Here is a 20,828-nt window from a genome sequence, read left to right as displayed (position 1 = left end):
ATCGGTGGTGGGGCTGGCGCGGGGTAAACCCGCTCACTACAGGGACCGGTGTTTATACCCCGGCCCCGACGTCGGGTTTCAAAGCTGGTAGCTGAAACTCAGCGAATACCGTGGCCGCCGGTCATAGTTGTCAAACGCCACCTCCGACAACGGCTTGGCCGCCTCGAGCGCTATGTTGTAGTACTTGGCGTCGCCAAAACGCAGGCCCAACGCCGCCGATGACATGTCGTTGCCGTGGATCGGCAGGTCGTTGTACCAGGTCTTGGCGCGGTCGAAGACAACGTACGGCTGCAGGATCCTCACCCAGTCGCCGGCGCGGTTGTAACTGTAATTGACCTCGTACGCCAAGCCCCAGCCCTTGTCGCCTGAACCCTGGTCATCGGGATAACCACGGCCGAAGTTTTGCCCGCCAAAGGTGGCGCGCTCGCTGTCAGGCAGGGTGTCATTGGTCCAGTAAGCCGCAGCCGACAGCACGCCTTGCCAATTATCGAACAGCTTGTTGCTCTGCACCCCCGACAGCCGCACGCGGAAGAAGTCGAGGTCTGGCGTGAGGCCGCCGAAGTCCGAGTGGGTCCTGGCGCCCATGCCGTTGATGCCTTGGTACAACCCGGCGCTGAGGATGCGCAGTTGGGTGGTGTCGGCCTTGCGCCAATCGCCTTCAAACGCGAGGGCGCGCAGGTCGGTTTTCAGGTCAAAGCGTTGTGGGAAACCCTCCAGTTTGTAGCGGGTGGTCTGGTCGACGGCGTACAGGCGCGTACCCAGGCTCAACGACTCGCTGGGCGAGGCGATAAAGGGGTGGGTGAACCCCACGGAGTAACGGTCGATCTCCTGGTGTGGCTTGAGCTCCAGGCCGTCACCCAGTTGCACGTTGGTACGGGGATCGGCGCGATAGCGTTCGCCCGACAGCACCAACTGCGTGCCCTCGGCATTGATGAACTGACTGTAGGCCGCACGGTAGTAGTGTTCTTTGTCGTTCCCGGGCGGGAACAGGCCGCTGACGCTCAGTTGCTCGCCCATGGACGTCTGCGAATTGCTGGTGGCGCTGAGCAGTGCCTGGGTGCCGCCCCGGCTGGCTTCGGTGAGGCTCATGCTGGTAGTGAACGGCTTGCGGCTGGCGGTGATTTGCATATGGGTGCCGCCGCCGGTGGTGCTGGGGGGCGGTACTTGGGCTTGCAGTGTCACGCCCGGAATAGTGCTCATCAAGGTGGTGTACCGCTCGAAGGTCTTGCGGGTCAACGGGCGTTCGGCCTTGAGTTTTTCTGCCAGTTTGTCGATGTAGGACGAGACCGGGCCGACGTCGCCTTGCAGCTGGTAGTCGCGGATATAACCCTCCACCACCACCACGTGCACCAGGCCGTCGTCGAAGCTTTGTTCCGGCAGGAACGCGTAGGACAGCAGGTAGCCGTCCTGTTGATAGCGCCGGGTGATACCGCGCGTGGCTTCGATCAGTTGAGCCAGGTTGGTCTCGTGGCCGGTCAGCGGCTCGAAGACCTGGGCCAATTCCTTGAGCGGGTAAATCGTGCCGCCGTCGATCTGCAGTTTGCGAATGGTCACTTTGGTGTCCATCAACAAGGGTTGGGCTTCGGTGGCGGCGGGTGTCGGCAGTTGGGTTTGCGGGGCGACCGGACGATAGGCGTCGGCGGGCAGGTTGGGCACGGGCAGGTTGCGGATGGTGTCGTTGCTATTGAGGAAGCTGGGTAGGGTATCGGCGCAGGCGTAAGTACTGAGGGTGAGCAACAACAACGGCGTCAAAGCGCGCATAGGACACTCCATGGTCAAAGCAGCAGCGTTTTGCAGATTCCCGCCGGGCTCTGGGGGCGCGGTTCGGGTACTTCCCGGGCATTTCATTTGCCCATAAAAAAGACGAGAGGCTTATAAGGTCTCTCGTCTCAACCAAGCGTAGGCGCTGTAGGTGAGGCCGTCTAATCGGCCAGGTGCAATTCTATTTTTTACCGGTCAGGCCACCGAGCAAGCCGCCCAGCAGACCGCCGTTGGCGCTGGCGCCGGCACTGGCGCCTGCGGAGGCAGATGCGCTACCTCCCAGGTTCAGGCCGCCACCGAGCAAACCACCCCCGGCGTTGGTACCGCCGGTGACCAGGCCACCGATGGACGCTACGGTGCCACCGACGGCGCTGACAGTGCCGCCCAAGGCGTTGGTGACCGGGTTGGCGTTGGCGCCGCTGAGGGCACCACCGAGGTTGCTGATTGCGCCGCCTGCGTTGGTGACCAGGCCGTTGATCGGTGCACCCAGGCCGGTTGCGCCGCCGACGTTTTGGGTCAGGCTGGTGACGCCGTTGGTCACAGGATTGAGAGCATTTCCGAGCACCTGAGTCACTTGCCCAACCGGTGCGCCCGCTGCGGTGTTCGGTACGCCACTGCCACCCAGCAGAGTGCCCAGGGACGCCACGGTGCCACCTGCTTTGCCACCGGTAGCGCCTGCTGCGCTGACCACACCGTTGGTGCTGCCTGCATCGAGGCCGTTACCGGCGCCGGCGATGATGCCGCCAATCAGTTCTGGCAAGCCGAGGTTACCCGCGCCGCCAGTGCCGCCGCCGCTACCATTGCCGGAGCCGGTGCCGGTGGCTGGGTCGACATAGCCGCTGGCTTTATCCACCACGGTGCCTACACCATTGAGTACGTTACCCACGATGCCGGTCACAGGGTTGCCGGTGCCGCCAGCGTCGGCGACTTTATCGCCCAGGCCGTCGACGGTGCTGCCGACTTTCTTCAACAGGCCGCCTACTGGGGTATCCAGGCCGGTCGCGGTGCCCACCTGGCCGGTGGTTTTTTCCACCAGCGACACAACCGGTACGAGCACTTTGCCGCCTACGGTATTGGTGACCGAGCCCAGTGGGCCGGTGGTGCTGGCGGTACTCAAGGTGTCGCCGAGCATGGTCACGACATTGCCGACCTTGTCGACCACGCCGCCAACGACAGGGGCTGCGCCGGCAACGACCGGTACGTTCCCCAGCAGGGTGGCCACATTGCCACCTGTGGTGCTGACGCCATCGCCCAGGTCGGCGACGCCTTTGCCGACACCGGCCAGTGTTTTGCCCAGTGCATTGCTGTCGGTGCCGATGGTACCGAGTCCTGTGGACAGGCCGTCGCCGATGCTGCCGACCGCAGTGCCAGTGGCGGTCACCAGGCCGCCTGTGGTTGCGCCGACAATCGGCAAGCTGCCAAGGGTAGTGCCGAGGCTTTTGACGGCGCCGCCAACGCCGGTCACGGTGTCGCCCAGGGTGTCGACTACGGTTGCGGTCACCAGAGGCGTGGTGGTACCGCCACCGGTGCCACCGCCTGTTCCGCCGCCGGTGCCACCACCGGTCCCGCCACCTGTACCACCGCCCGTGCCACCACCGGCTGCCGAGTCGGTTGAAGCCGAACCACCACTGTGATGTCCACCGCCACCGCTGCTGCAGCCTCCGAGCGCCAATGCGACTGCCAGGGCCAGCGCTGTACTTGTTTTCCAGATCACCACTTGAGTTTGAGTGTTCATGATTGAGTTCCTTGCACCTGTACAACCTTGGGTTGTTTTCAAACGCTCGTTATTTCTTGGATAGCGATGCGTTTGTCCGTGTGGCTATAACAGACCCGGGCACTCTTTCTCACAATGCTCAACTTGGTATTAACGATTTATATACTGGGTTCAAGTCAGGGCTTAATGACTAATACCAAAGCGATAAAGGGTAGATGTATCTGGATATATATATTTTAAAAATCAACGACATAAATAAAAAAGCGGGCTTAAAAAAACCCGCTATAACTTAGGGTGTATATATACAATTAATCGGTGGTTTTCACGCGATCGGCTGCCACTTGCCTACCATATGTTGTAGTTCGCCCGCGCCTTTCAACAGCAACTCGCCGCTGGAACCGGGGGCGCTGCTATACAGGGTGACTTCACTGGGCAGGCGCACGGGCTTATTGAACTCGACATGCAGTTCAATATTGGCAGCGGGCAAATGTTCACCCAGCGCAGCAAGGGTATGCGCTGTGTTCCACAAGCCGTGGGCGATGGCCTGCGGGAAGCCGAACAGCCTGGCGGTCAGGGCGCTGAGGTGGATCGGGTTGTAGTCGCCGGAGACCCGCGCATAACGGCGCCCGATATCGGCAGGGGCTTTCCAGCGCGTCAGTTCGCTGATTTGGCTGGGCGTGGGCAGTGGATTATCCAGCGCCTCGCCTTCGAGCTTGACGCCCCGGCACAACATGCGGCTTTCGGCTTCCCATAACAGCCCGAGGGAATCCTCGGCGGTGGTCAGCAAGTCAAAGGTTGCCCCTTTGCTGTGGGGCTGGAGGTTGCATGTCTGTACGCTGATCGTCAGTTCACTCACGCCGCCCAAAGGGCGGTGAATGCGGATGCGGTTGCTCAGGTGAACCAACCCCAGTAACGGGAAGGGAAAGTTCTTGGCCGTGAGCAGCTGCATCTGCAGGCCGAACGCCAGGATATGCGGATAAGTCGCCGGCAGGATTGGGCTGTCGGCGAAACCACAGACCTTGCGATACGCCGCCACGTCGTTGGGGTTGATGCGCACCCGGCAGCGCAAGCCCTGCTCGGGCAAGGTGGTGCCGGTGATCTTGCGCTTGAGCGCCGCTCGCCAGTACAACGGCGGCAAGAAGGGTGTGCTGCCTAAGGTGTGCCAATCCATGTTTATGCTCCCAAAAGGCTTTGCCCACACACCCGCAACGCTTGCCCGCTGACCGCGCCGCTGCCCGGCTGGCCGAGCCAGGCGACCGCTTCGGCGACGTCCTGGGGCAGGCCGCCCTGGCCCAGCGAACTCATGCGCCGCCCGGCTTCACGCAAGGCGAAGGGGATGTGTGCGGTCATCTGAGTTTCGATAAACCCGGGCGCTACCGCGTTGATGCTGATACCCCGCGCTTTGAGCAGCGGCGCCCACGCCTGGGCCAGCCCGATCAAGCCCGCCTTGCTCGCGGCATAGTTGGTCTGCCCACGGTTGCCGGCGATACCGCTGATGGACGCCAGCAACACCACGCGGGCGTTGTCGTGCAGGGTGCCGCTGTCGAGCAGCGCCTGGGTCAGTACCTGCGGGGCGTTGAGGTTGACGGCCAGCACGGCGTCCCAGTATTCCGGGGTCATGTTGGCCAAGGTCTTGTCGCGGGTAATGCCCGCGTTGTGCACCAGGATGTCGAGGCCGTCGGGCAGGTGTTCCACCAGCTGCGTGGCGGCGTCTTCGGCGCAGATATCCAGCACCACCGTGCGCGCGCCCAGGCGCGCGGCGAGGGCTTCCAGGTCGGCCTTGGCCTGGGGCACGTCGAGCAGGATCACGTCGGCGCCGTCGCGGGCGAGGGTTTCGGCGATGGACGCACCAATGCCCCGGGCAGCGCCCGTGACGAGCGCCTTGCGCCCGGCGAGGGGGCGCGTCCAATCCTCGACCGGGGTGGCGCAAGCCTCCAGGCGAATGACCTGGCCGGAGATGTAGGCACTTTTCGGCGAAAGGAAGAAGCGCAGAGCACCTTCCAGTTGGTCTTCGGCACCTTCGCCGACGTAGAGCAATTGCAGCACGCCGCCGTTGCGAAGCTCCTTGGCGAGTGAGCGGCTGAACCCCTCCAGGGCGCGTTGGGCGCTGGCGGCAAAAGGATCGCTGAGGGTTTCTGGAGCGCGGCCGAGGATCACCAGGTGCGCGCTGTTATCCAGGTTCTTCAGCAACGGTTGGAAGAATTCGCGCAGTTGCTTGAGCTGATCGGTGTGTTGCAGGTCGCTGGCGTCGAACACCACGGCCTTGAGCTTGGGGCCATGTCCGGGAATCCACGTCGAGGCCTCGGCGCCGTAGGTGTAGGTCGCGTCGGTCAGCTTTTGGGCGAACGCTTGCACCTTGGCCGTCAGCGCACCGCCGCCCAGTAGCAGGGCTCCTTCAACGGGGCGCAGGCGCCCGGCTGGCCAGCGTTCCAGGCGTACCGGTGACGGCAGGCCAAGGGCAGCGACCAGGCGATGGCCGAGGCTTGAGTTGGCGAAGTCGATATAACGGTCAGACATGGAACGCTCTCCGAAAGCTGGGGTTCAAAGGGTTGACCACCCCGGGGCGGTAGTCGTTCGATCAGCCTAGGCTAGGCTGGATGATTACACCCACAACCCACAGGGAGCTTTCCATGACTCAATTGCGCCGTGTAGCGATCATTGGCGGTAACCGCATTCCATTCGCTCGCTCCAATGGCCCGTATGCCACGGCGAGCAACCAGGCAATGCTGACTGCGGCCCTGGAAGGCCTGATCGAACGCTACAACCTGCACGGCCTGCGCCTGGGCGAAGTGGCTGCCGGTGCGGTGCTCAAGCACTCCCGGGACTTCAACCTCACCCGCGAATGCGTGCTCGGCTCGCGCCTGTCGCCGCAGACCCCGGCCTATGACATTCAACAGGCCTGCGGCACCGGGCTGGAAGCAGCATTACTGGTGGCCAACAAGATTGCCTTGGGCCAGATCGAGTGCGGCATCGCCGGTGGCGTGGACACCACCTCCGACGCGCCGATCGGCGTGAACGAAGGGCTGCGCAAACTCCTGCTGCAGGCCAACCGCAGCAAATCGTTGGGGGATAAATTAAAACTCCTGTTACAACTTCGCCCCCATCACCTCAAGCCCGAGCTGCCGCGCAACGGCGAACCGCGCACCGGCTTGTCCATGGGCGAGCATTGCGAGTTGATGGCGCAAACCTGGCAGATCCCCCGCGCCGAGCAGGACCAGCTGGCCCTGGAAAGCCATCAGAAACTGGCCGCGGCCTACGCCGAGGGCTGGCAGAACGATTTGCTCACACCGTTTCTCGGTCTTACCCGCGACAACAACTTGCGCCCCGACCTGACCCTGGAAAAACTCGCCAGCCTCAAGCCGGTGTTCGAGCGCAGCGAAAAGGGCACGCTCACGGCGGGCAACTCCACGCCGCTGACGGATGGCGCCTCGCTGGTGCTGCTGGGCAGCGAAGCCTGGGCCAAGGAGCGTGGCCTGCCGATCCTGGCGTACTTGCGCGACGGTGAGGCGGCGGCGGTGGATTTCGTCAACGGCGCAGAAGGCCTGTTGATGGCGCCGGTGTATGCGGTGCCGCGCCTGCTGGCCCGCAATGGCCTGACGTTGCAGGACTTCGATTACTACGAGATCCACGAGGCCTTCGCTGCCCAGGTTTTGTGCACGCTCAAGGCCTGAGAAGATGCCGACTACTGCAAGACGCGCCTGGGACTTGACGCCCCCTTGGGGTCCATCGACCGCAGCCGGCTGAATGTGAAGGGCAGTTCCTTGGCGGCGGGGCACCCGTTTGCGGCCACCGGAGGGCGTATCGTCGCCAACCTGGCCAAGTTGCTGGACGCGGCGGGCAAGGGGCGCGGGCTGATTTCCATCTGTGCGGCAGGCGGGCAGGGGGTTACGGCGATCATTGAACGCTGAAATTGGCATATTGGATGCATTCTTAAGTGATCAACGGTCGGTAGCCTCTCCCACCGGCGAGCCGATTGCCGTATAACGAGTGCCATACGCGTATTTGGTAATAAAGGACCCACAATAAAAGCTGATGAAGACTCCTAAACGCATTGAACCCCTGATCGAAGACGGTCTGGTCGACGAAGTGCTGCGCCCACTCATGAGTGGTAAAGAAGCAGCTGTTTATGTGGTGCGCTGCGGCAACGAATTGCGTTGCGCCAAGGTTTACAAGGAGGCGAACAAACGAAGTTTTCGTCAAGCGTCCGAATACCAGGAGGGCCGCAAGGTCCGTAACAGCCGTCAGGCCCGGGCCATGGCCAAGGGTTCCAAGTTCGGCAAGAAAGAAGCCGAAGATGCCTGGCAGAACGCTGAAGTGGCGGCGTTGTTCCGCCTGGCCGGTGCGGGCGTTCGCGTGCCCCAGCCGTTCGACTTCCTTGAAGGCGTGCTGTTGATGGAGTTGGTGGCCGACGAGTACGGCGATGCGGCGCCGCGCCTGAACGACGTGGTGCTGGAGCCGGACCAGGCGCGTGAATACCACGCCTTCCTGATCTCCCAGATCGTGCTGATGCTGTGTACCGGCCTGGTGCACGGTGACTTGTCCGAGTTCAACGTACTGCTTACGCCGACGGGCCCGGTGATCATCGACCTGCCCCAGGCGGTGGATGCGGCGGGCAACAACCACGCGTTCAACATGCTGGAGCGGGACGTGGGCAACATGGCTTCCTACTTCGGGCGTTTTGCCCCGGAGTTGAAGAAGACCAAGTACGCCAAAGAGATGTGGGCGCTGTACGAAGCCGGCACCTTGCACCCGGCCAGCGTGTTGACCGGTGAGTTTGATGAGCCCGAAGAGTTGGCGGACGTGGGCGGCGTGATGCGCGAGATCGAAGCGGCGCGGCTGGACGAAGAGCGTCGCCAGGCGATCCGCGCGGCGGATGAAGCGCCACCGAGCAAGGTCCCGGAAGAGCCACCGCCACCGCCTTGGATGCAGTAACACGCTGTGGGAGCTGATCCTGTGGGAGCTGGCTTGCCTGCGATAGCATCCCCTCGGTGCAACTGATGGACCGAGGTGTCCGCATCGCAGGCAAGCCAGCTCCCACAGGACCGGCTCCCACAGTTGGTTTTGTGTTTCGTCAGATGAATCCGTGTCAGCAGCAATTGCCCGATGCCAATTCCTTGAGAATCGGGCAATCGGGCCGGTGATCGCCCTGGCAGTGTTCCACCAGGTCCTGCAGCGTATCGCGCAGTTGCCCAAGCTCCAGGATCTTCTGGTTCAGCTCCTCGATGTGCTGGCGCGCCAAGGCTTTCACATCGGCGCTGGCCCGTTGCCGGTCCTGCCACAGGGCCAGCAGTTTGCCGACCTCTTCCAATGAAAACCCCAGGTCCCGCGAGCGTTTGATAAACGCCAGGGTGTGCACCTCGTCCGGGCCGTACACACGGTAACCGCTGTCGGTACGGTGGGCGGCTTTGAGCAGGCCGATGGATTCGTAATAGCGAATCATCTTGGCGCTCAGCCCGCTGGCGCGAGCGGCTTGGCCGATGTTCATGGGCGCTGATCCTCCAGGTCCAGGGGTTTCCAAGTCTTCAACAGTAACGCATTGCTCACCACGCTGACGCTGGACAAAGCCATCGCTGCGCCGGCCAACACCGGGTTGAGCAGGCCGAAGGCCGCCAGTGGAATACCGATCAAGTTATACACAAAGGCCCAGAACAGGTTCTGGCGGATTTTTGCGTAGGTCTTGCGGCTGATCTCCAACGCGGCGGGCACCAGGCGTGGATCACCGCGCATCAGGGTGATGCCGGCCGCGTGCATGGCCACGTCGGTGCCGCCGCCCATGGCGATGCCAATGTCGGCGGCGGCCAGGGCAGGTGCGTCGTTGATGCCGTCACCGACCATGGCAACCACGCCGGTTTTTTTCAACGCGGCGACCGTGGCGGCTTTGTCGGCGGGCAGCACTTCGGCGTGAACATCGTCGATGCCCAGGGCCTGGGCGACCACGCGGGCGCTGCCGCGATTGTCGCCGGTCAGCAGGTGGCTGCTGATGTGTTGAGCTTTAAGCCGGTTCACTGCCTCCAGTGCGCCCGGCTTGAGCGTGTCACCAAAGGCGAATAGTCCCAGCACGCGCGGTTGCGCGCCTTGCTCGATCAACCAGGACAAGGTGCGGCCTTCGGCTTCCCACTCGCTGGCCTGGGCGGCCAGGTCGCCAGCGCTGAGGCCGCTTTCTTCCAGCAGGCGACGATTGCCCAGGGCCAGTTGCCGGCCATCGAGGGTGCCGGCGATGCCGCGCCCGGTCAGGGATTGGCTGGCCGTTACATCGGCGACCACCAGCCCCCGCTCGCGGCAGGTATCCAGCACCGCCTTGGCCAACGGGTGTTCGCTGCCGCGTTGCAGCGCACCGGCCTGTTGCAGGATCGCGGCGTCATTGCCGTCCACCGCTACCAGGTGCGCAATGTTCGGCGCGCCGGAAGTGAGGGTGCCGGTTTTATCGAACGCCACGGCGCTCACCTCATGGGCGCGCTCCAGGGCTTCGGCGTCCTTGATCAGGATGCCGTAGCGCGCCGCGACCCCGGTGCCGGCCATGATCGCCGTCGGTGTGGCCAGGCCCAGGGCGCAGGGGCAGGCGATCACCAGCACGGCCACCGCATTGATGATCGCGGTTTCCAGCGACGCGCCGTACAACCACCAGCCCACCAGCGTGATCAACGCCAGCACCAGCACGGCCGGGACGAACACCTGACTGACTTTATCTACCAGTTTCTGGATCGGCGCCTTGGCGGACTGGGCGTCTTCTACGAGGCGGATGATCCGCGCCAGTACGCTCTCGGCGCCGATGGCCCGGGTGCGTACCAGCAAACGGCCTTCGCCGTTGATGGCGCCACCGGTGACGCTGTCGCCCGGTTGTTTGGGCACCGGCAGGCTTTCGCCGCTGATCAGCGCCTCGTCGGCATGGCTCTGGCCTTCGACCACTTCGCCGTCCACCGGGAAACGCTCGCCGGGTTTGACCAGCACCAGGTCGTTGATCCGCAGCGCATTGATCGCCACGTCTTCCTCCCGGCCTTCAAACACTCGGATCGCCCGCTCCGGGCGCAAGGCTTCGAGGGCACGGATGGCGCTGGCGGTCTGGCGTTTGGCGCGGCTTTCCAGGTATTTGCCGAGCAATACCAGGGCGATCACCACTGCCGAGGCTTCGAAGTAAAGGTGCGGCATGCTGCCCACAGGCGTGGTGAGCCATTCATAAATGCTCAGGCCGTAGCCGGCGCTGGTGCCGATGGCCACCAGCAGGTCCATGTTGCCGGCGCCGGCGCGCACGGCTTTCCAGGCGGCAATGTAGAAGCGCGCCCCGAGGATGAATTGCACCGGGGTGGCCAGGGCGAACTGCACCCACGCGGGCAGCATCCAGTGCAGGCCAAAGGGTTCCACCAGCATCGGCAGCACCAACGGCAAGGCCAGCACGATCGCCACTAGCAATGACCAGCGCTCGCGGTGCAGGCGCTCGGCTTGATTGGCCTCGGTGGCGGTTTCGCTCTGGGGCAGGGTAGCGGTGTAGCCGGCCTTGTCGACGGCAGCGATCAGGACACCGGGGTCCATCTGGCCCAGCACCTCGACATGGGCGCGTTCGTTGGCCAGGTTGACGCTGACGCTTTGCACCCCCGGCACCTTGCCCAGCGCGCGCTCGACGCGGCCGGCACAGCTGGCGCAGGTCATGCCGCTGATGGGCAGGTCAAAGGTGGTGGATCCATTCATGGGGCAGTCCTCCAGGAGAAGTTGCCCCTAGGATCAACCTTGACCTGTGGGGAAGGTCAAGCGGCTATTTACTGTAGGAGCCCGGCTTGCCGGCGATGAGGCCCTTAAGACCGCCATCGCCGGCAAGCCGGCTCCTACAAGGGATAGATCGAATGGATCAGTATTCGAGGGCGGCGGCTTTGAGGTACATGCCGTCCGGACCCTGGGCGATCCGCAGCTTGCGCACATCACCGGCCTTGAGGGTGATGTTCTGCGCCGGTGGCGCGAGCATGCCCGGCAGGCAGCCAGGGGACTGGCCGGGCAACAGCTTCAGGCGCAACGACAGGTTGCCCGCCGGCAGGTTGAATGAGGTGGCTTGTTCCTGGAACAGCCGGCCGGCCAGCTGGTCGTTGAGGTACAGGCCGATCTCGCAGTTGGTCGGTACTTCCAGGCGCTCCCGGGAAATGATCAACACTGCGTAATCCTGATCGGCGCTGGCCTGGGGGGCGATCGCAGACAAACTCATCAGGCCGGCAAGGGCAAAAAACGACCAGCGCATAGCGAATGCTCCGTGGTTCATATCTAAGATGGATGAAGCTTGGCCGAGGCCGCGGCCGAATACCAGCCCGGCCGATGTTTTTGAAACTTGACCTTGCCACGATGGCAAGCTCGAGACTTGATGTGCGCTGGCTAGCTCCGCGGTGCGGTGTGTCAGATAAGTGCGTGGCATCTGGTACACCGCGGCGCGGTGCAAGCCCGCTCACTACGGGCTTATTTGAGGAGTTATGTCATGCAAGTATTCAACGTTGAAGGAATGACCTGCGGCCATTGCGTTCGAGCGGTGACCCAGGCGGTGCAAAGCCAGGACCCGGCGGCGAGCGTGAAGGTCGACCTGGCGGCTAAGGAGGTCGGCGTTGAAAGCCGCCTGTCAGCCGAGCAGGTCATCAGCCTGATCACCGAAGAAGGCTACAGCGCCAAGCTGGCGTGAATTTTCTGATAGTTAGCGAGCTAACGTAATGTTCACGGCACCCAAGCGCGGCTAGACTGTCGGGCTGCCGACTCACTTGGGTGTCTGATGAACCTCCGCATAATCCTGATCCTGGGCGCCCTGAGCGCCTTCGCGCCGTTGGCGATCGATTTTTACCTGCCGGGTTTTCCGGCGATGGCCACGGCGTTTGCCACTGACGAAAAACATATCCAGTTGACCCTGGCGGTGTATTTCGCCGGCCTGGCCATCGGGCAGTTGATCTACGGCCCGTTGGCAGACCGCTTTGGCCGACGCGGCCCGCTGCTCAGCGGCGTGACCCTGTTTACCCTGGCGTCCTTCGCGTGTGCCTATGCCCCGTCCCTGGAATGGCTGATCGGTGCGCGCTTTGTGCAGGCCCTGGGCGGGTGTGCGGGCATGGTGATTTCGCGGGCGGTGGTCAGCGACAAGTGTGATGCCGTGGGGTCGGCCAAGGTGTATTCGCAACTGATGCTGGTGACCGGCCTGGCGCCGATCCTCGCGCCCTTGGCGGGCGGTGTGATGGTGGGCGTGTGGGGCTGGCAGTCGATCTTCCTGGCGCTGTCGGTGTTCAGCGTCATGGCGGCCATCGCCGTGGCGTTCGGGTTGCCTGAGACCCTGCCGGCCAATCAGCCGCGCCAGCCGTTGTCCGGCTCACTGCGCCGCTATATTGGGTTGTTGTCGGACCGCGTCTATCTCGGCTATGCCCTGACGGGCGGTATCTCGATTGCCGGGATGTTTGCCTACATCGCCGGCTCGCCTTTCGTCTTCATCAAACTCTATGGTGTGCCCGCCGAGCATTACGGCTGGCTGTTCGGCTCCAACGCGGCCGGCTTTATCCTGGTCGCCCAGGTGAACGCGCGGTTGCTGTCCAAGCGTGGTCCGGCCTTCCTGTTGTCACGCTCGGTGTGGGTCTACGTGCTGGCGGCCCTGACGCTGCTGGGTATCGCCGCCTTGCATACGGACGCGCTGTGGCCGTTGCTGGTGCCGTTGTTTATCTGCATTGCCAGCCTGGGCTGCATTTTGCCCAACACCTCGGCCTGCGCCATGGCCGGGCAGGGCGCACGTGCCGGCAGCGCGTCGGCGTTGCTGGGCTGCATCCAGTTCGGGGTGGCGGCGGGCGCTGCGTCGCTGGTGGGGGTGTTGCACGACGGCACGGCGATGCCGATGGCCATGGTCATCAGCTTGTGCGGTGTCTTGGCGGTGACGATTGCGGTGTCGACCCAGCGCCTGCAACGGGCGAGGGCCGCGCAGGCGCAGGTCTGAAGTGCAGGTCAGCCAGCGGCGGAACGTTGCTGGCTGAGGGGAATGCGATGGGGCGCCTGGATACGGGCTTGCAGGGTGTCGGCAAAGGCGCGGGCCTCGGCCTCGCTGCGGAAGGTGAAGGCGTCTCGGTCGAGACTCACCTGCCATTTATTGCCTGCAGATTTTGCTAACGCTTTTATCAGGATCTTCATTGCTGACTTCCTCACGTAAAAGAATCGTGGCAAAGGCGGCCAATATAAACCCGAATACGCTCGCAAATATGACAAAGATCAACTGTCGGACTAATGGTGCCATCCATCACTGCGGTGAATAACGGACGGCACCCATGATCCTTTCCTAGAACCCTTCCAGCACGATCTTGCCCTTGGCCTTGCCGCTTTCGAGCAGGGTGTGGGCACGGCGCAGGTTCTCGGCGTTGATCACGCCGAAATGTTCACCCACCGTGGTTTTCAAGGTGCCGGCGTCGATCAGTTCCGCCACGCGGTTGAGCAGGTGGTGCTGCTCGATCATGTCGGGCGTCTCGAACATCGAGCGGGTGTACATGAACTCCCAGTGCAGCGACAGGCTCTTGCGCTTGAGCTTGCTGACGTCCAGCGCCTTGGGATCATCGATCAACGCCAGCTTGCCTTGCGGTTGCAGGGCTTCCACCAGTTGGTCCAGGTGATGGTCGGTCTGGGTCAAGCTGGCGACGTGAGTCACTTGCGGGTGGCCGGCGTTTTTCAGCGCGTCGCTGAGCGGCTGGCTGTGGTCGATCACCAGGTCGGCGCCAAGCGCCTTGGCCCACGCTTGTGTTTCCGGGCGTGAAGCGGTGCCGATGACTTTCAACGCAGTGAGCTGGCTGGCCAGTTGGGTCAGGATCGAACCCACGCCACCGGACGCGCCGACGATCAACAGGCTTTGGCCTTCGTCTTCTTTACCTTCACGCACTTGCAGGCGCTCGAACAACAGCTCCCAGGCGGTGATGGCAGTCAGCGGCAGTGCAGCGGCGTCGGCAAAACCCAGGCTCTTGGGCATATGGCCGACGATGCGCTCATCCACGGTATGCAGTTCGCTGTTGCCACCGGGGCGAACCAGGGAGCCTGCGTAGAACACCTTGTCACCGGCCTTGAACAGCGTGACGTCGCTGCCGACGGCCTTGACCACACCGGCCACATCCCAGCCCAGCACTTTGGCGGCGCCGTTCTCGGGGGTTACGTTCTGGCGCACCTTGGTGTCCACCGGGTTGACCGAGATGGCTTTGACTTCCACCAGCAGGTCGCGTGGGCCGGCGACCGGCGCGGGCAGTTCGATGTCTTGCAGGGATTTTGGGTCGTTGATCGGCAGGGATGCGTAGTAGGCGATAGCTTTCATGGGAACTCCGGAATAGGGCTGATCAGGCAAGAAACTTCAGGCGCTTGAGGTCGAACAATTCGAGCACCTCCGGAGCCTTGGCGCGGAAGCTCTGGATATGCGCGCTCTGGTCGTGGGCGGCCAGGGCGGCGTCGCTGCTCCAGCGCTCGATCATGTAAAAGGTGCCGGGGCTTTGCAGGTCCTGGTTGAGTTCGTACTGCTCGCAACCGGCTTCAAGACGGGTGGGCTCCAGCAGGCCACGTAGCAGGGTTTCCAGGGTGGCTTCCTGGCCGGGTTTGGCGATCATGGTGGCGATGACATTAAAGGCAGTGGACATCTTCAACTCCTGACACGTGATGAACGGGATGGCCAGATGATTGGCTATTTCCTACAAAGATAAAAGCCGCTAAAACAGAGGTCTGTTTCAATAAAATTTTGATAATGAGTGGGAATGCATGCTGCGGTTTGATGATTTGCAGTTGTTTGTACGCGCAGCCGACCTGGGCAGCCTGTCGGCCGCTGCGCGGGTGATGGACCTGTCTCCCGCCGTGGCCAGCGCGGCGCTCAAGCGCCTCGAGCAGCAACTGGGCACACGTTTGCTGGCGCGTTCCACCCGCAGCCTGCGGTTGACCGCCGAAGGCGAGGGCTTCCTCGAATATGCCCGTTCCGCGTTGGGTTCGCTGGATGAGGGGCGGCGGTTACTGTCCAGCAGCCAGGACCACGTCAGCGGTGTGTTGCAACTCTCGGCACCGTCGGACCTGGGCCGCAACCTGTTGCTGCCGTGGCTGGACGAATTCCAGCACGAGTACCCGCAACTCACTGTCCGGCTGCTGCTGGGGGATCGCATCGCCGACCTGTTCCGCCAACCGGTGGATATCGCCCTGCGCTACGGCGAGCCCGAAGACTCCAGCCTGATCGCGTTGCCCATCGCCCCTGACAACCTGCGCGTGCTGTGCGCAGCGCCCAGCTACCTGGCCCGGCACGGTGCACCGCGTAATTTAGAGCAGTTGGCCCAGCACAATTGTCTGCTGTATATGCTTGGCAGCCGGGTGCATGACCACTGGAGCTTTCACGACGGTAAGCGCGACGTGAGTCTCACAGTCAGTGGTGATCGCTTCAGCGACGACGCCGATGTGGTGCGCCGTTGGGCAGTGGCGGGTGTAGGCATTGCCTACAAGTCCTGGCTGGACGTGAGCACGGATGTGCTGGCCGGGCGTTTGCGCGTGATCCTGCCGGAGCTGCGCGGCGAGCGCACGCCGCTCAATTTGCTGTGCGCCCACCGTGCCCAATTAAGCAAACCCATCAACCTGCTGCGGGAAATGCTCGTGGCCCGTTGTGCGACATTGACGGCGCAATGGCCGGAGCGTTTGCGCCCTACGTCATAACCTCCCTCACAGCAGGAAATTTCACTCAGCCCCTGTCCCACTCCGCGCTGTCAGACGGCGCGGAACCGACCGCGTGCGCACCTATACTTTGGCGCCAACCGCTGTAGATACGTGATTCAACAGGGAGTGAATACATGCAAGAAGCACTTTGTATCAGCCAGATCGCCAGCTTGCTCGCCGAGCCCAAACGCACCGTCATCTTGTGGGCGTTGATGGACGGCTCGGCGAAATCCTCGGTCGAGCTTGCCAGGCTTGCCGGGTTGTCATCGGCATCGGCCCATGCCCATCTGGGCCGGTTGACCGCCGGCGGGTTGCTGCGGGTCGAGGTCCGACGCGGCGCGCGTCTGTTTCGGCTGGCGGCTGCCGATGTCAGTGCGGCGATCGATGCGCTGGCCAGCACCACCGTGGCCAGTGCGCTGCGCAGTGCACCGGACCTGTTGCCGCCTGCATTGGTGGTGCCGCAGCCGTTGTGTCGAGCGCGGCTGTGCCATGACCACTTGGGCGGCGAGATAGCGGCAAGGCTGTATGAGCGAATGCTCGAAGCCGGATGGATTGAGCGTCATGAACAACGCCTCCACGTCACGGCCAAGGGCGTGCACCATCTGGCGCTTCGCGGCATTTTCACCCAGGCGCTGGCAGCGCCGGTGGCGTGCGACTGTTTTGACTGGAGCCAGCAGCAATCGCACCTGGGAGGCGCCTTGGGCGCAGGGTTGCTGCAGCTGTTCTTGCAGTCCAGTTGGGTCAGTGTGATAGGCGAGTCACGCGCCGTCTCGGTCACAGAGGCGGGGCTGGCGGAAATCAACCGGCTGGTCACGCCCGAGGCGTCGTTCAGAGTTTCAGTCAGGTCGCATCCAGCAATAAGTCGCTGAAACGATGCCGCACACTCGCCGAGGGGTTTTTCATACAGGGGTGCGGCATGGACAGGCAAGGCTATAGCGCGGCAGAACGGTTGGAACGGTTACCCATCAGCGGTTACCACCGAGTCATCTTCATCATCATCGCCCTGGCGTTTTTCTTCGACTCCATGGACCTGGCGATGATGACCTTTCTGTTGGGCTCGATCAAAACCGAATTCGGCCTGAGCACGACGCAGGCCGGGTTGCTCGCCAGTTCGAGTTTTTTCGGCATGGTGGTGGGCGCTTCCCTGTCCGGCATGCTCGCGGACCGTTTCGGGCGCAAGCCGGTGTTCCAGTGGAGCATCGTGTTGTGGGGCATTGCCAGCTACCTGTGTTCCACGGCGCAGACCGTAGAGATGCTGACGTTGTTTCGCATCCTGCTGGGAATCGGTATGGGCATGGAGTTTCCGATTGCCCAGTCGATGCTGTCGGAGCTGATCCCGGCCAAGGGGCGTGGGCGCTACATCGCCTTGATGGATGGCTTCTGGCCGTTAGGTTTTGTGGCAGCGGGAGTGTTGTCTTACTTTTTACTGCCGGTGATTGGCTGGCGCGACATCTTCCTGGTGTTGGCGGTGCCGGCCGTGTTCGTGTTGGCGATCCGCTTTTTTATCCCGGAATCGCCGCGCTGGCTGGAGCAGGCCGGGCGGCATGAGGCTGCCGACAAGGTGTTGCGGGGGATCGAGCAAAAGGTCCGCGATTCATTGGGCAGCACCGACCTGCCGGAACCGATTCGCCTGCCACGGGTGGAGACCACGCCGGGGACGTTTTTCTCGGCCTTCCAGCAACTGTGGTCGGCACAGTATCGACAGCGCACGTTGATGATTTGGAGCGTGTGGTTCTTTGCCTTGCTGGGTTTCTACGGCCTGACGTCCTGGCTGAGTGCGTTGCTGCAGCAGTCGGGTTTTGCCGTGACCCAGTCGGTGTATTACACGGTGATCATTTCCCTGGGCGGGATTCCTGGCTTCCTGATGGCCGCCTGGCTGGTGGAGCGCTGGGGGCGCAAGCCGGTGTGCGTCGTGACGCTGCTGGGCGGCGGGGTGATGGCGTTTCTGTATGGGCAAAGCGCGGTGTTTGGCGGCAACGTGGCGTTGTTGATCACCTCGGGCTTGCTGATGCAGTTCTTTCTGTTTGGCATGTGGGCGGTGTTGTACACCTACACGCCGGAGCTGTATCCCACGTCGGCGCGGGCGACGGGCTCGGGGTTTGCTTCTGCGATTGGTCGGGTCGGGTCGTTGCTGGGGCCGTTGGTGACCGGGCTGGTGTTCCCCATTACCGGGCAGGGCGGGGTGTTTGCCTTGGGCGCGCTGTGCTTTGCGGTGGCGGCGCTGGTGGTGTGGGTGTTTGGGATGGAGACGAAGGGCAAGACCCTGGAAGAACTGACCCAGGCTTGAATGCAATGAGGTCAGTGTGGGAGCCGGGCTTGCCCGCGATGGCGGTGTGTCAGTCACCTCAGGTGTTGACTGTTAGATCGCTATCGCAGGCAAGCCAGCTCCCACATTTTTAGAGCGTGTTTATCCCGTTATGGCTTCACGAGCCGGGCATCCAGGCTGTTTTGCGCCAGGCGTTTGGCCTGGTCCTGGGTCATGCCCAGTGCGGTGTGCAGCGCGTGGAAGTTTTCGGTGACGTAACCGCCGAAGTACGCCGGGTCATCGGAGTTCACCGTGACTTTCACGCCACGCTCGAGCATGTCGAGGATGTTGTGCTGGGCCATGTCGTCGAACACGCAGAGCTTGGTGTTGGACAGTGGGCACACGGTCAACGGGATCTGCTCGTCGATGATGCGCTGCATCAAGCGCTCGTCTTCGATGGCGCGCACGCCATGGTCGATACGCTGGATTTTCAGCAGATCGATAGCCTCCCAGATGTACTCGGGCGGGCCTTCTTCGCCGGCGTGGGCCACGGTGAGGAAGCCTTCGTGACGGGCACGGTCGAACACGCGCTGGAACTTGCTCGGCGGGTGACCCATTTCCGAACTGTCCAGGCCCACGGCCACGAACGCGTCACGGAACGGCAGCGCCTGGTCCAGGGTTTTCTCGGCTTCGGCTTCGCTCAAGTGGCGCAGGAAGCTGAGGATCAAACCGCTGGTGATGCCCAGTTGCTGCTCGCCATCTTTAAGCGCAGCGGCGATGCCATTCAGTACCACTTCGAAGGGAATGCCACGGTCGGTGTGGGTCTGCGGGTCGAAGAACGGTTCGGTGTGGATCACGTTCTGCTCTTTGCAGCGCAGCAGGTAGGCCCAGGTCAGGTCGTAGAAATCCTGGGAGGTGCGCAGCACGTCGGCGCCCTGGTAGTACAGGTCGAGAAACTCTTGCAGGTTGTTGAAGGCGTAGGCCTTGCGCAGGGTTTCAACGTCATTCCACGGCAGCGCGATCTTGTTGCGTTCGGCCAGGGCGAACAGCAACTCCGGCTCCAGCGAGCCTTCCAGGTGCAGGTGCAATTCAGCCTTGGGCAGGGCGTTGAGCCAATCGTACATTTCTAAACTTCTCATCAGGTGCAATGGCGGCATTCTACAGGCCATGGCTGAAATAATCGGTAAAACCTGACCAGCAGGAGAGTTTCGTTTCTGTTTGCGCAAGGGCCGCGTGAACTAAGGTGTAACGAAACGTTAGCAAGCTGCCGTAGTCTGTACCCCATCAATGACTGATTGTTGTGCGAAAAGGCCCGGAATGCTCTCCTCTCTCAAGCAAGAAAAATTCATGCTGCTGGCGCTGATTGCCGCCATCGCCGCCTACCCGCTGGAACACTGGATGCTGCACAGCGGGCAGATGGTCGCGCTGCTCGGCGGTGTGGTGCTGATCGCGTTTATCGTGGTGGCGTCGATGCGCGTCGCCCACCACGCCGAACAGCTGGCGGAAAAGGTTGGCGACCCCTACGGCACCATGATCCTCACCCTGGCCGCCGTGCTGGTGGAGGTGGTGATCCTGGCGATCATGATGAGCAACGAGCCGTCGCCGACGTTGGTGCGCGACACCATTTATTCGGCGGTGATGCTCGACATCAACGGCATCCTCGGCCTGGCCGCGCTGATGGGTGGCATCAAGCATGGCGAACAGTCCTACAACGACGACTCGGCACGCAGCTACAGCGTGATGATCCTCACGGCCATGGGCGTGTCGATGGTGGTGCCGGAATTTATCCCCGAGGCCGACTGGAAAATCTACTCGGCCTTCACCATCGGCGCGATGGTGCTGCTCTACACCCTGTTCCTGCGTATGCAGGTGGGCCCGCACAGTTATTTCTTCAGCTACAGCTACCCGGAAAAACGCCGCAAGAAACAGCCGGAAGAAGAACACCAGGAACCGCCAATCAACCTGGCGTTCTCCATCGCGACATTGGTGTTCGGGGTGATTGTGATTGGCGCGCTGGCTGAGGTGATGTCCAAGACCCTAGACCTGGGGCTGGAAGGCACGGGCGCACCGCCGGTGATCACCGCGATCGTGGTGGCCGCGATCTCGGCGGCGCCGGAGATTTTGACCGCGTTGCGCGCGGCGTTGGCCAACCGTATGCAGTCGGTGGTGAACATTGCGTTGGGGGCGTCGTTGTCGACGGTGATCCTGACGGTGCCGGTGATGGAGGCCATGGCGCTCTACACTGGCCAGCCGTTCCAGATGGCGATGACACCGGTGCAGACGGTGATGGTGTTCATCACGCTGATTGTCAGCGCGATCAACCTCAACGATGGCGAAACCAATGCCATCGAAGGGATGACGCATTTTGTGTTGTTTGCGACCTTTATCATGCTGTCACTGCTGGGTCTCTAAGCACCGCCGAGACTGATGTGAAAGCCGGTTTTGTGTAGATACCGTCTTGAC

Annotated in this window: 18 protein-coding genes and 1 pseudogene; 8 read left to right on the top strand and 11 right to left on the bottom strand. The window is 62.6% G+C overall.

The window, feature by feature from the left end; genetic code table 11:
• Positions 1-78 precede the first annotated feature (78 nt).
• The 4 genes from HX792_RS29790 to HX792_RS29775 all read right to left on the bottom strand — a co-directional run bounded on the left by HX792_RS29790 (position 79) and on the right by HX792_RS29775 (position 5,992).
• A complete protein-coding gene (locus tag HX792_RS29790; RefSeq protein ID WP_176999410.1) occupies positions 79-1,761 on the bottom strand; it encodes a ShlB/FhaC/HecB family hemolysin secretion/activation protein in 1,683 nt (560 codons plus the stop codon).
• Positions 1,762-1,942: 181 nt separating this feature from the next.
• The gene (locus HX792_RS29785) at positions 1,943-3,496 is read right to left on the bottom strand and encodes a collagen-like triple helix repeat-containing protein (RefSeq protein WP_176999409.1); all 1,554 of its coding nucleotides are present in this window, start codon (positions 3,494-3,496) and stop codon (positions 1,943-1,945) included.
• Between the two features lie 301 nt (positions 3,497-3,797).
• Positions 3,798-4,646 (bottom strand): MaoC family dehydratase, encoded by an 849-nt coding sequence (locus HX792_RS29780; RefSeq protein WP_176999408.1) that lies wholly within the window; start codon positions 4,644-4,646, stop codon positions 3,798-3,800.
• Between the two features lie 2 nt (positions 4,647-4,648).
• Positions 4,649-5,992 (bottom strand): 3-oxoacyl-ACP reductase, encoded by a 1,344-nt coding sequence (locus HX792_RS29775; RefSeq protein ID WP_176999407.1) that lies wholly within the window; start codon positions 5,990-5,992, stop codon positions 4,649-4,651.
• Positions 5,993-6,105: 113 nt separating this feature from the next.
• Between HX792_RS29775 and HX792_RS29770 the strand changes: the two are divergent.
• Positions 6,106-7,383: pseudogene (locus tag HX792_RS29770) on the top strand (acetyl-CoA C-acetyltransferase).
• Positions 7,384-7,507: 124 nt separating this feature from the next.
• A complete protein-coding gene (locus HX792_RS29765; RefSeq protein ID WP_176999406.1) occupies positions 7,508-8,407 on the top strand; it encodes a PA4780 family RIO1-like protein kinase in 900 nt (299 codons plus the stop codon).
• 154 nt (positions 8,408-8,561) lie between these two features.
• Here HX792_RS29765 and cueR read toward each other — a convergent pair whose 3' ends face one another.
• The 3 genes from cueR to HX792_RS29750 form a co-directional block, all read right to left on the bottom strand.
• Positions 8,562-8,960, bottom strand: coding sequence for a Cu(I)-responsive transcriptional regulator (cueR, locus tag HX792_RS29760; protein WP_176999405.1), 399 nt, complete (start codon positions 8,958-8,960; stop codon positions 8,562-8,564).
• Positions 8,957-11,158: a cation-translocating P-type ATPase gene (locus HX792_RS29755; protein WP_176999404.1), complete on the bottom strand. Its 2,202-nt coding sequence runs from the start codon at positions 11,156-11,158 to the stop codon at positions 8,957-8,959. Before HX792_RS29755 ends, cueR begins: the two co-directional genes overlap by 4 nt.
• Before the next feature lie 157 nt (positions 11,159-11,315).
• Positions 11,316-11,696, bottom strand: a complete 381-nt coding sequence (locus HX792_RS29750; RefSeq protein WP_176999403.1) for a hypothetical protein — start codon at positions 11,694-11,696, stop codon at positions 11,316-11,318.
• Positions 11,697-11,927: 231 nt separating this feature from the next.
• Here HX792_RS29750 and HX792_RS29745 point away from each other — a divergent pair, with 231 nt between their 5' ends.
• Positions 11,928-12,125: a heavy-metal-associated domain-containing protein gene (locus tag HX792_RS29745; protein WP_176999402.1), complete on the top strand. Its 198-nt coding sequence runs from the start codon at positions 11,928-11,930 to the stop codon at positions 12,123-12,125.
• A gap of 87 nt (positions 12,126-12,212) precedes the next feature.
• The gene (locus tag HX792_RS29740; protein ID WP_176999401.1) at positions 12,213-13,406 is read left to right on the top strand and encodes a multidrug effflux MFS transporter; all 1,194 of its coding nucleotides are present in this window, start codon (positions 12,213-12,215) and stop codon (positions 13,404-13,406) included.
• 8 nt (positions 13,407-13,414) lie between these two features.
• Here HX792_RS29740 and HX792_RS29735 read toward each other — a convergent pair whose 3' ends face one another.
• The 3 genes from HX792_RS29735 to HX792_RS29725 all read right to left on the bottom strand — a co-directional run bounded on the left by HX792_RS29735 (position 13,415) and on the right by HX792_RS29725 (position 15,072).
• On the bottom strand, positions 13,415-13,597 hold the full coding sequence (locus HX792_RS29735) for a hypothetical protein (RefSeq protein ID WP_176999400.1): 183 nt from the start codon (positions 13,595-13,597) through the stop codon (positions 13,415-13,417).
• 145 nt (positions 13,598-13,742) lie between these two features.
• On the bottom strand, positions 13,743-14,756 hold the full coding sequence (locus HX792_RS29730) for a zinc-binding alcohol dehydrogenase family protein (RefSeq protein WP_176999399.1): 1,014 nt from the start codon (positions 14,754-14,756) through the stop codon (positions 13,743-13,745).
• Between the two features lie 22 nt (positions 14,757-14,778).
• Positions 14,779-15,072 carry a putative quinol monooxygenase gene (locus HX792_RS29725; protein ID WP_176999398.1) on the bottom strand — a complete coding sequence of 98 codons (294 nt, stop codon included), beginning with the start codon at positions 15,070-15,072 and terminating at the stop codon, positions 14,779-14,781.
• A 118-nt stretch (positions 15,073-15,190) separates the two neighbouring features.
• Between HX792_RS29725 and HX792_RS29720 the strand changes: the two genes are divergently transcribed.
• The 3 genes from HX792_RS29720 (at position 15,191) to HX792_RS29710 (ending at position 18,407) form a co-directional block, all read left to right on the top strand.
• Complete coding sequence (locus HX792_RS29720) at positions 15,191-16,120, top strand: LysR family transcriptional regulator (RefSeq protein ID WP_176999397.1); 930 nt, start codon at positions 15,191-15,193, stop codon at positions 16,118-16,120.
• Positions 16,121-16,254: 134 nt separating this feature from the next.
• Positions 16,255-16,989 (top strand): helix-turn-helix transcriptional regulator, encoded by a 735-nt coding sequence (locus HX792_RS29715; protein ID WP_176999396.1) that lies wholly within the window; start codon positions 16,255-16,257, stop codon positions 16,987-16,989.
• A gap of 47 nt (positions 16,990-17,036) precedes the next feature.
• Positions 17,037-18,407, top strand: a complete 1,371-nt coding sequence (locus HX792_RS29710; protein ID WP_176999395.1) for an MFS transporter — start codon at positions 17,037-17,039, stop codon at positions 18,405-18,407.
• Positions 18,408-18,535: 128 nt separating this feature from the next.
• On the opposite strand, the gene HX792_RS29705 is transcribed toward HX792_RS29710, so the two are convergent.
• Positions 18,536-19,489 (bottom strand): adenosine deaminase, encoded by a 954-nt coding sequence (locus tag HX792_RS29705; protein WP_176999394.1) that lies wholly within the window; start codon positions 19,487-19,489, stop codon positions 18,536-18,538.
• Between the two features lie 193 nt (positions 19,490-19,682).
• Between HX792_RS29705 and HX792_RS29700 the strand changes: the two genes are divergently transcribed.
• Positions 19,683-20,777 carry a calcium:proton antiporter gene (locus tag HX792_RS29700; protein ID WP_176999393.1) on the top strand — a complete coding sequence of 365 codons (1,095 nt, stop codon included), beginning with the start codon at positions 19,683-19,685 and terminating at the stop codon, positions 20,775-20,777.
• Positions 20,778-20,828 lie beyond the last annotated feature (51 nt).

The sequence above is a fragment of the Pseudomonas sp. B6002 genome, assembly GCF_013385985.1.
GTDB lineage: Bacteria > Pseudomonadota > Gammaproteobacteria > Pseudomonadales > Pseudomonadaceae > Aquipseudomonas.
This window is presented reverse-complemented; position numbering and strand designations above follow the sequence as displayed.

Bases quoted from the DNA above. Each gene is read 5' to 3' on its own strand.
- HX792_RS29730 (WP_176999399.1), bottom strand. From the start codon at position 14,756: ATGAAAGCTATCGCCTACTACGCATCCCTGCCGATCAACGACCCAAAA.
- HX792_RS29765 (WP_176999406.1), top strand. From the start codon at position 7,508: ATGAAGACTCCTAAACGCATTGAACCCCTGATCGAAGACGGTCTGGTC.
- HX792_RS29750 (WP_176999403.1), bottom strand. From the start codon at position 11,696: ATGCGCTGGTCGTTTTTTGCCCTTGCCGGCCTGATGAGTTTGTCTGCG.
- HX792_RS29780 (WP_176999408.1), bottom strand. From the start codon at position 4,646: ATGGATTGGCACACCTTAGGCAGCACACCCTTCTTGCCGCCGTTGTAC.
- HX792_RS29785 (WP_176999409.1), bottom strand. From the start codon at position 3,496: ATGAACACTCAAACTCAAGTGGTGATCTGGAAAACAAGTACAGCGCTG.
- HX792_RS29775 (WP_176999407.1), bottom strand. From the start codon at position 5,992: ATGTCTGACCGTTATATCGACTTCGCCAACTCAAGCCTCGGCCATCGC.
- cueR (WP_176999405.1), bottom strand. From the start codon at position 8,960: ATGAACATCGGCCAAGCCGCTCGCGCCAGCGGGCTGAGCGCCAAGATG.
- HX792_RS29735 (WP_176999400.1), bottom strand. From the start codon at position 13,597: ATGAAGATCCTGATAAAAGCGTTAGCAAAATCTGCAGGCAATAAATGG.
- HX792_RS29725 (WP_176999398.1), bottom strand. From the start codon at position 15,072: ATGTCCACTGCCTTTAATGTCATCGCCACCATGATCGCCAAACCCGGC.
- HX792_RS29755 (WP_176999404.1), bottom strand. From the start codon at position 11,158: ATGAATGGATCCACCACCTTTGACCTGCCCATCAGCGGCATGACCTGC.
- HX792_RS29705 (WP_176999394.1), bottom strand. From the start codon at position 19,489: ATGTACGATTGGCTCAACGCCCTGCCCAAGGCTGAATTGCACCTGCAC.
- HX792_RS29745 (WP_176999402.1), top strand. From the start codon at position 11,928: ATGCAAGTATTCAACGTTGAAGGAATGACCTGCGGCCATTGCGTTCGA.
- HX792_RS29790 (WP_176999410.1), bottom strand. From the start codon at position 1,761: ATGCGCGCTTTGACGCCGTTGTTGTTGCTCACCCTCAGTACTTACGCC.
- HX792_RS29740 (WP_176999401.1), top strand. From the start codon at position 12,213: ATGAACCTCCGCATAATCCTGATCCTGGGCGCCCTGAGCGCCTTCGCG.
- HX792_RS29715 (WP_176999396.1), top strand. From the start codon at position 16,255: ATGCAAGAAGCACTTTGTATCAGCCAGATCGCCAGCTTGCTCGCCGAG.
- HX792_RS29720 (WP_176999397.1), top strand. From the start codon at position 15,191: ATGCTGCGGTTTGATGATTTGCAGTTGTTTGTACGCGCAGCCGACCTG.
- HX792_RS29710 (WP_176999395.1), top strand. From the start codon at position 17,037: ATGGACAGGCAAGGCTATAGCGCGGCAGAACGGTTGGAACGGTTACCC.
- HX792_RS29700 (WP_176999393.1), top strand. From the start codon at position 19,683: ATGCTCTCCTCTCTCAAGCAAGAAAAATTCATGCTGCTGGCGCTGATT.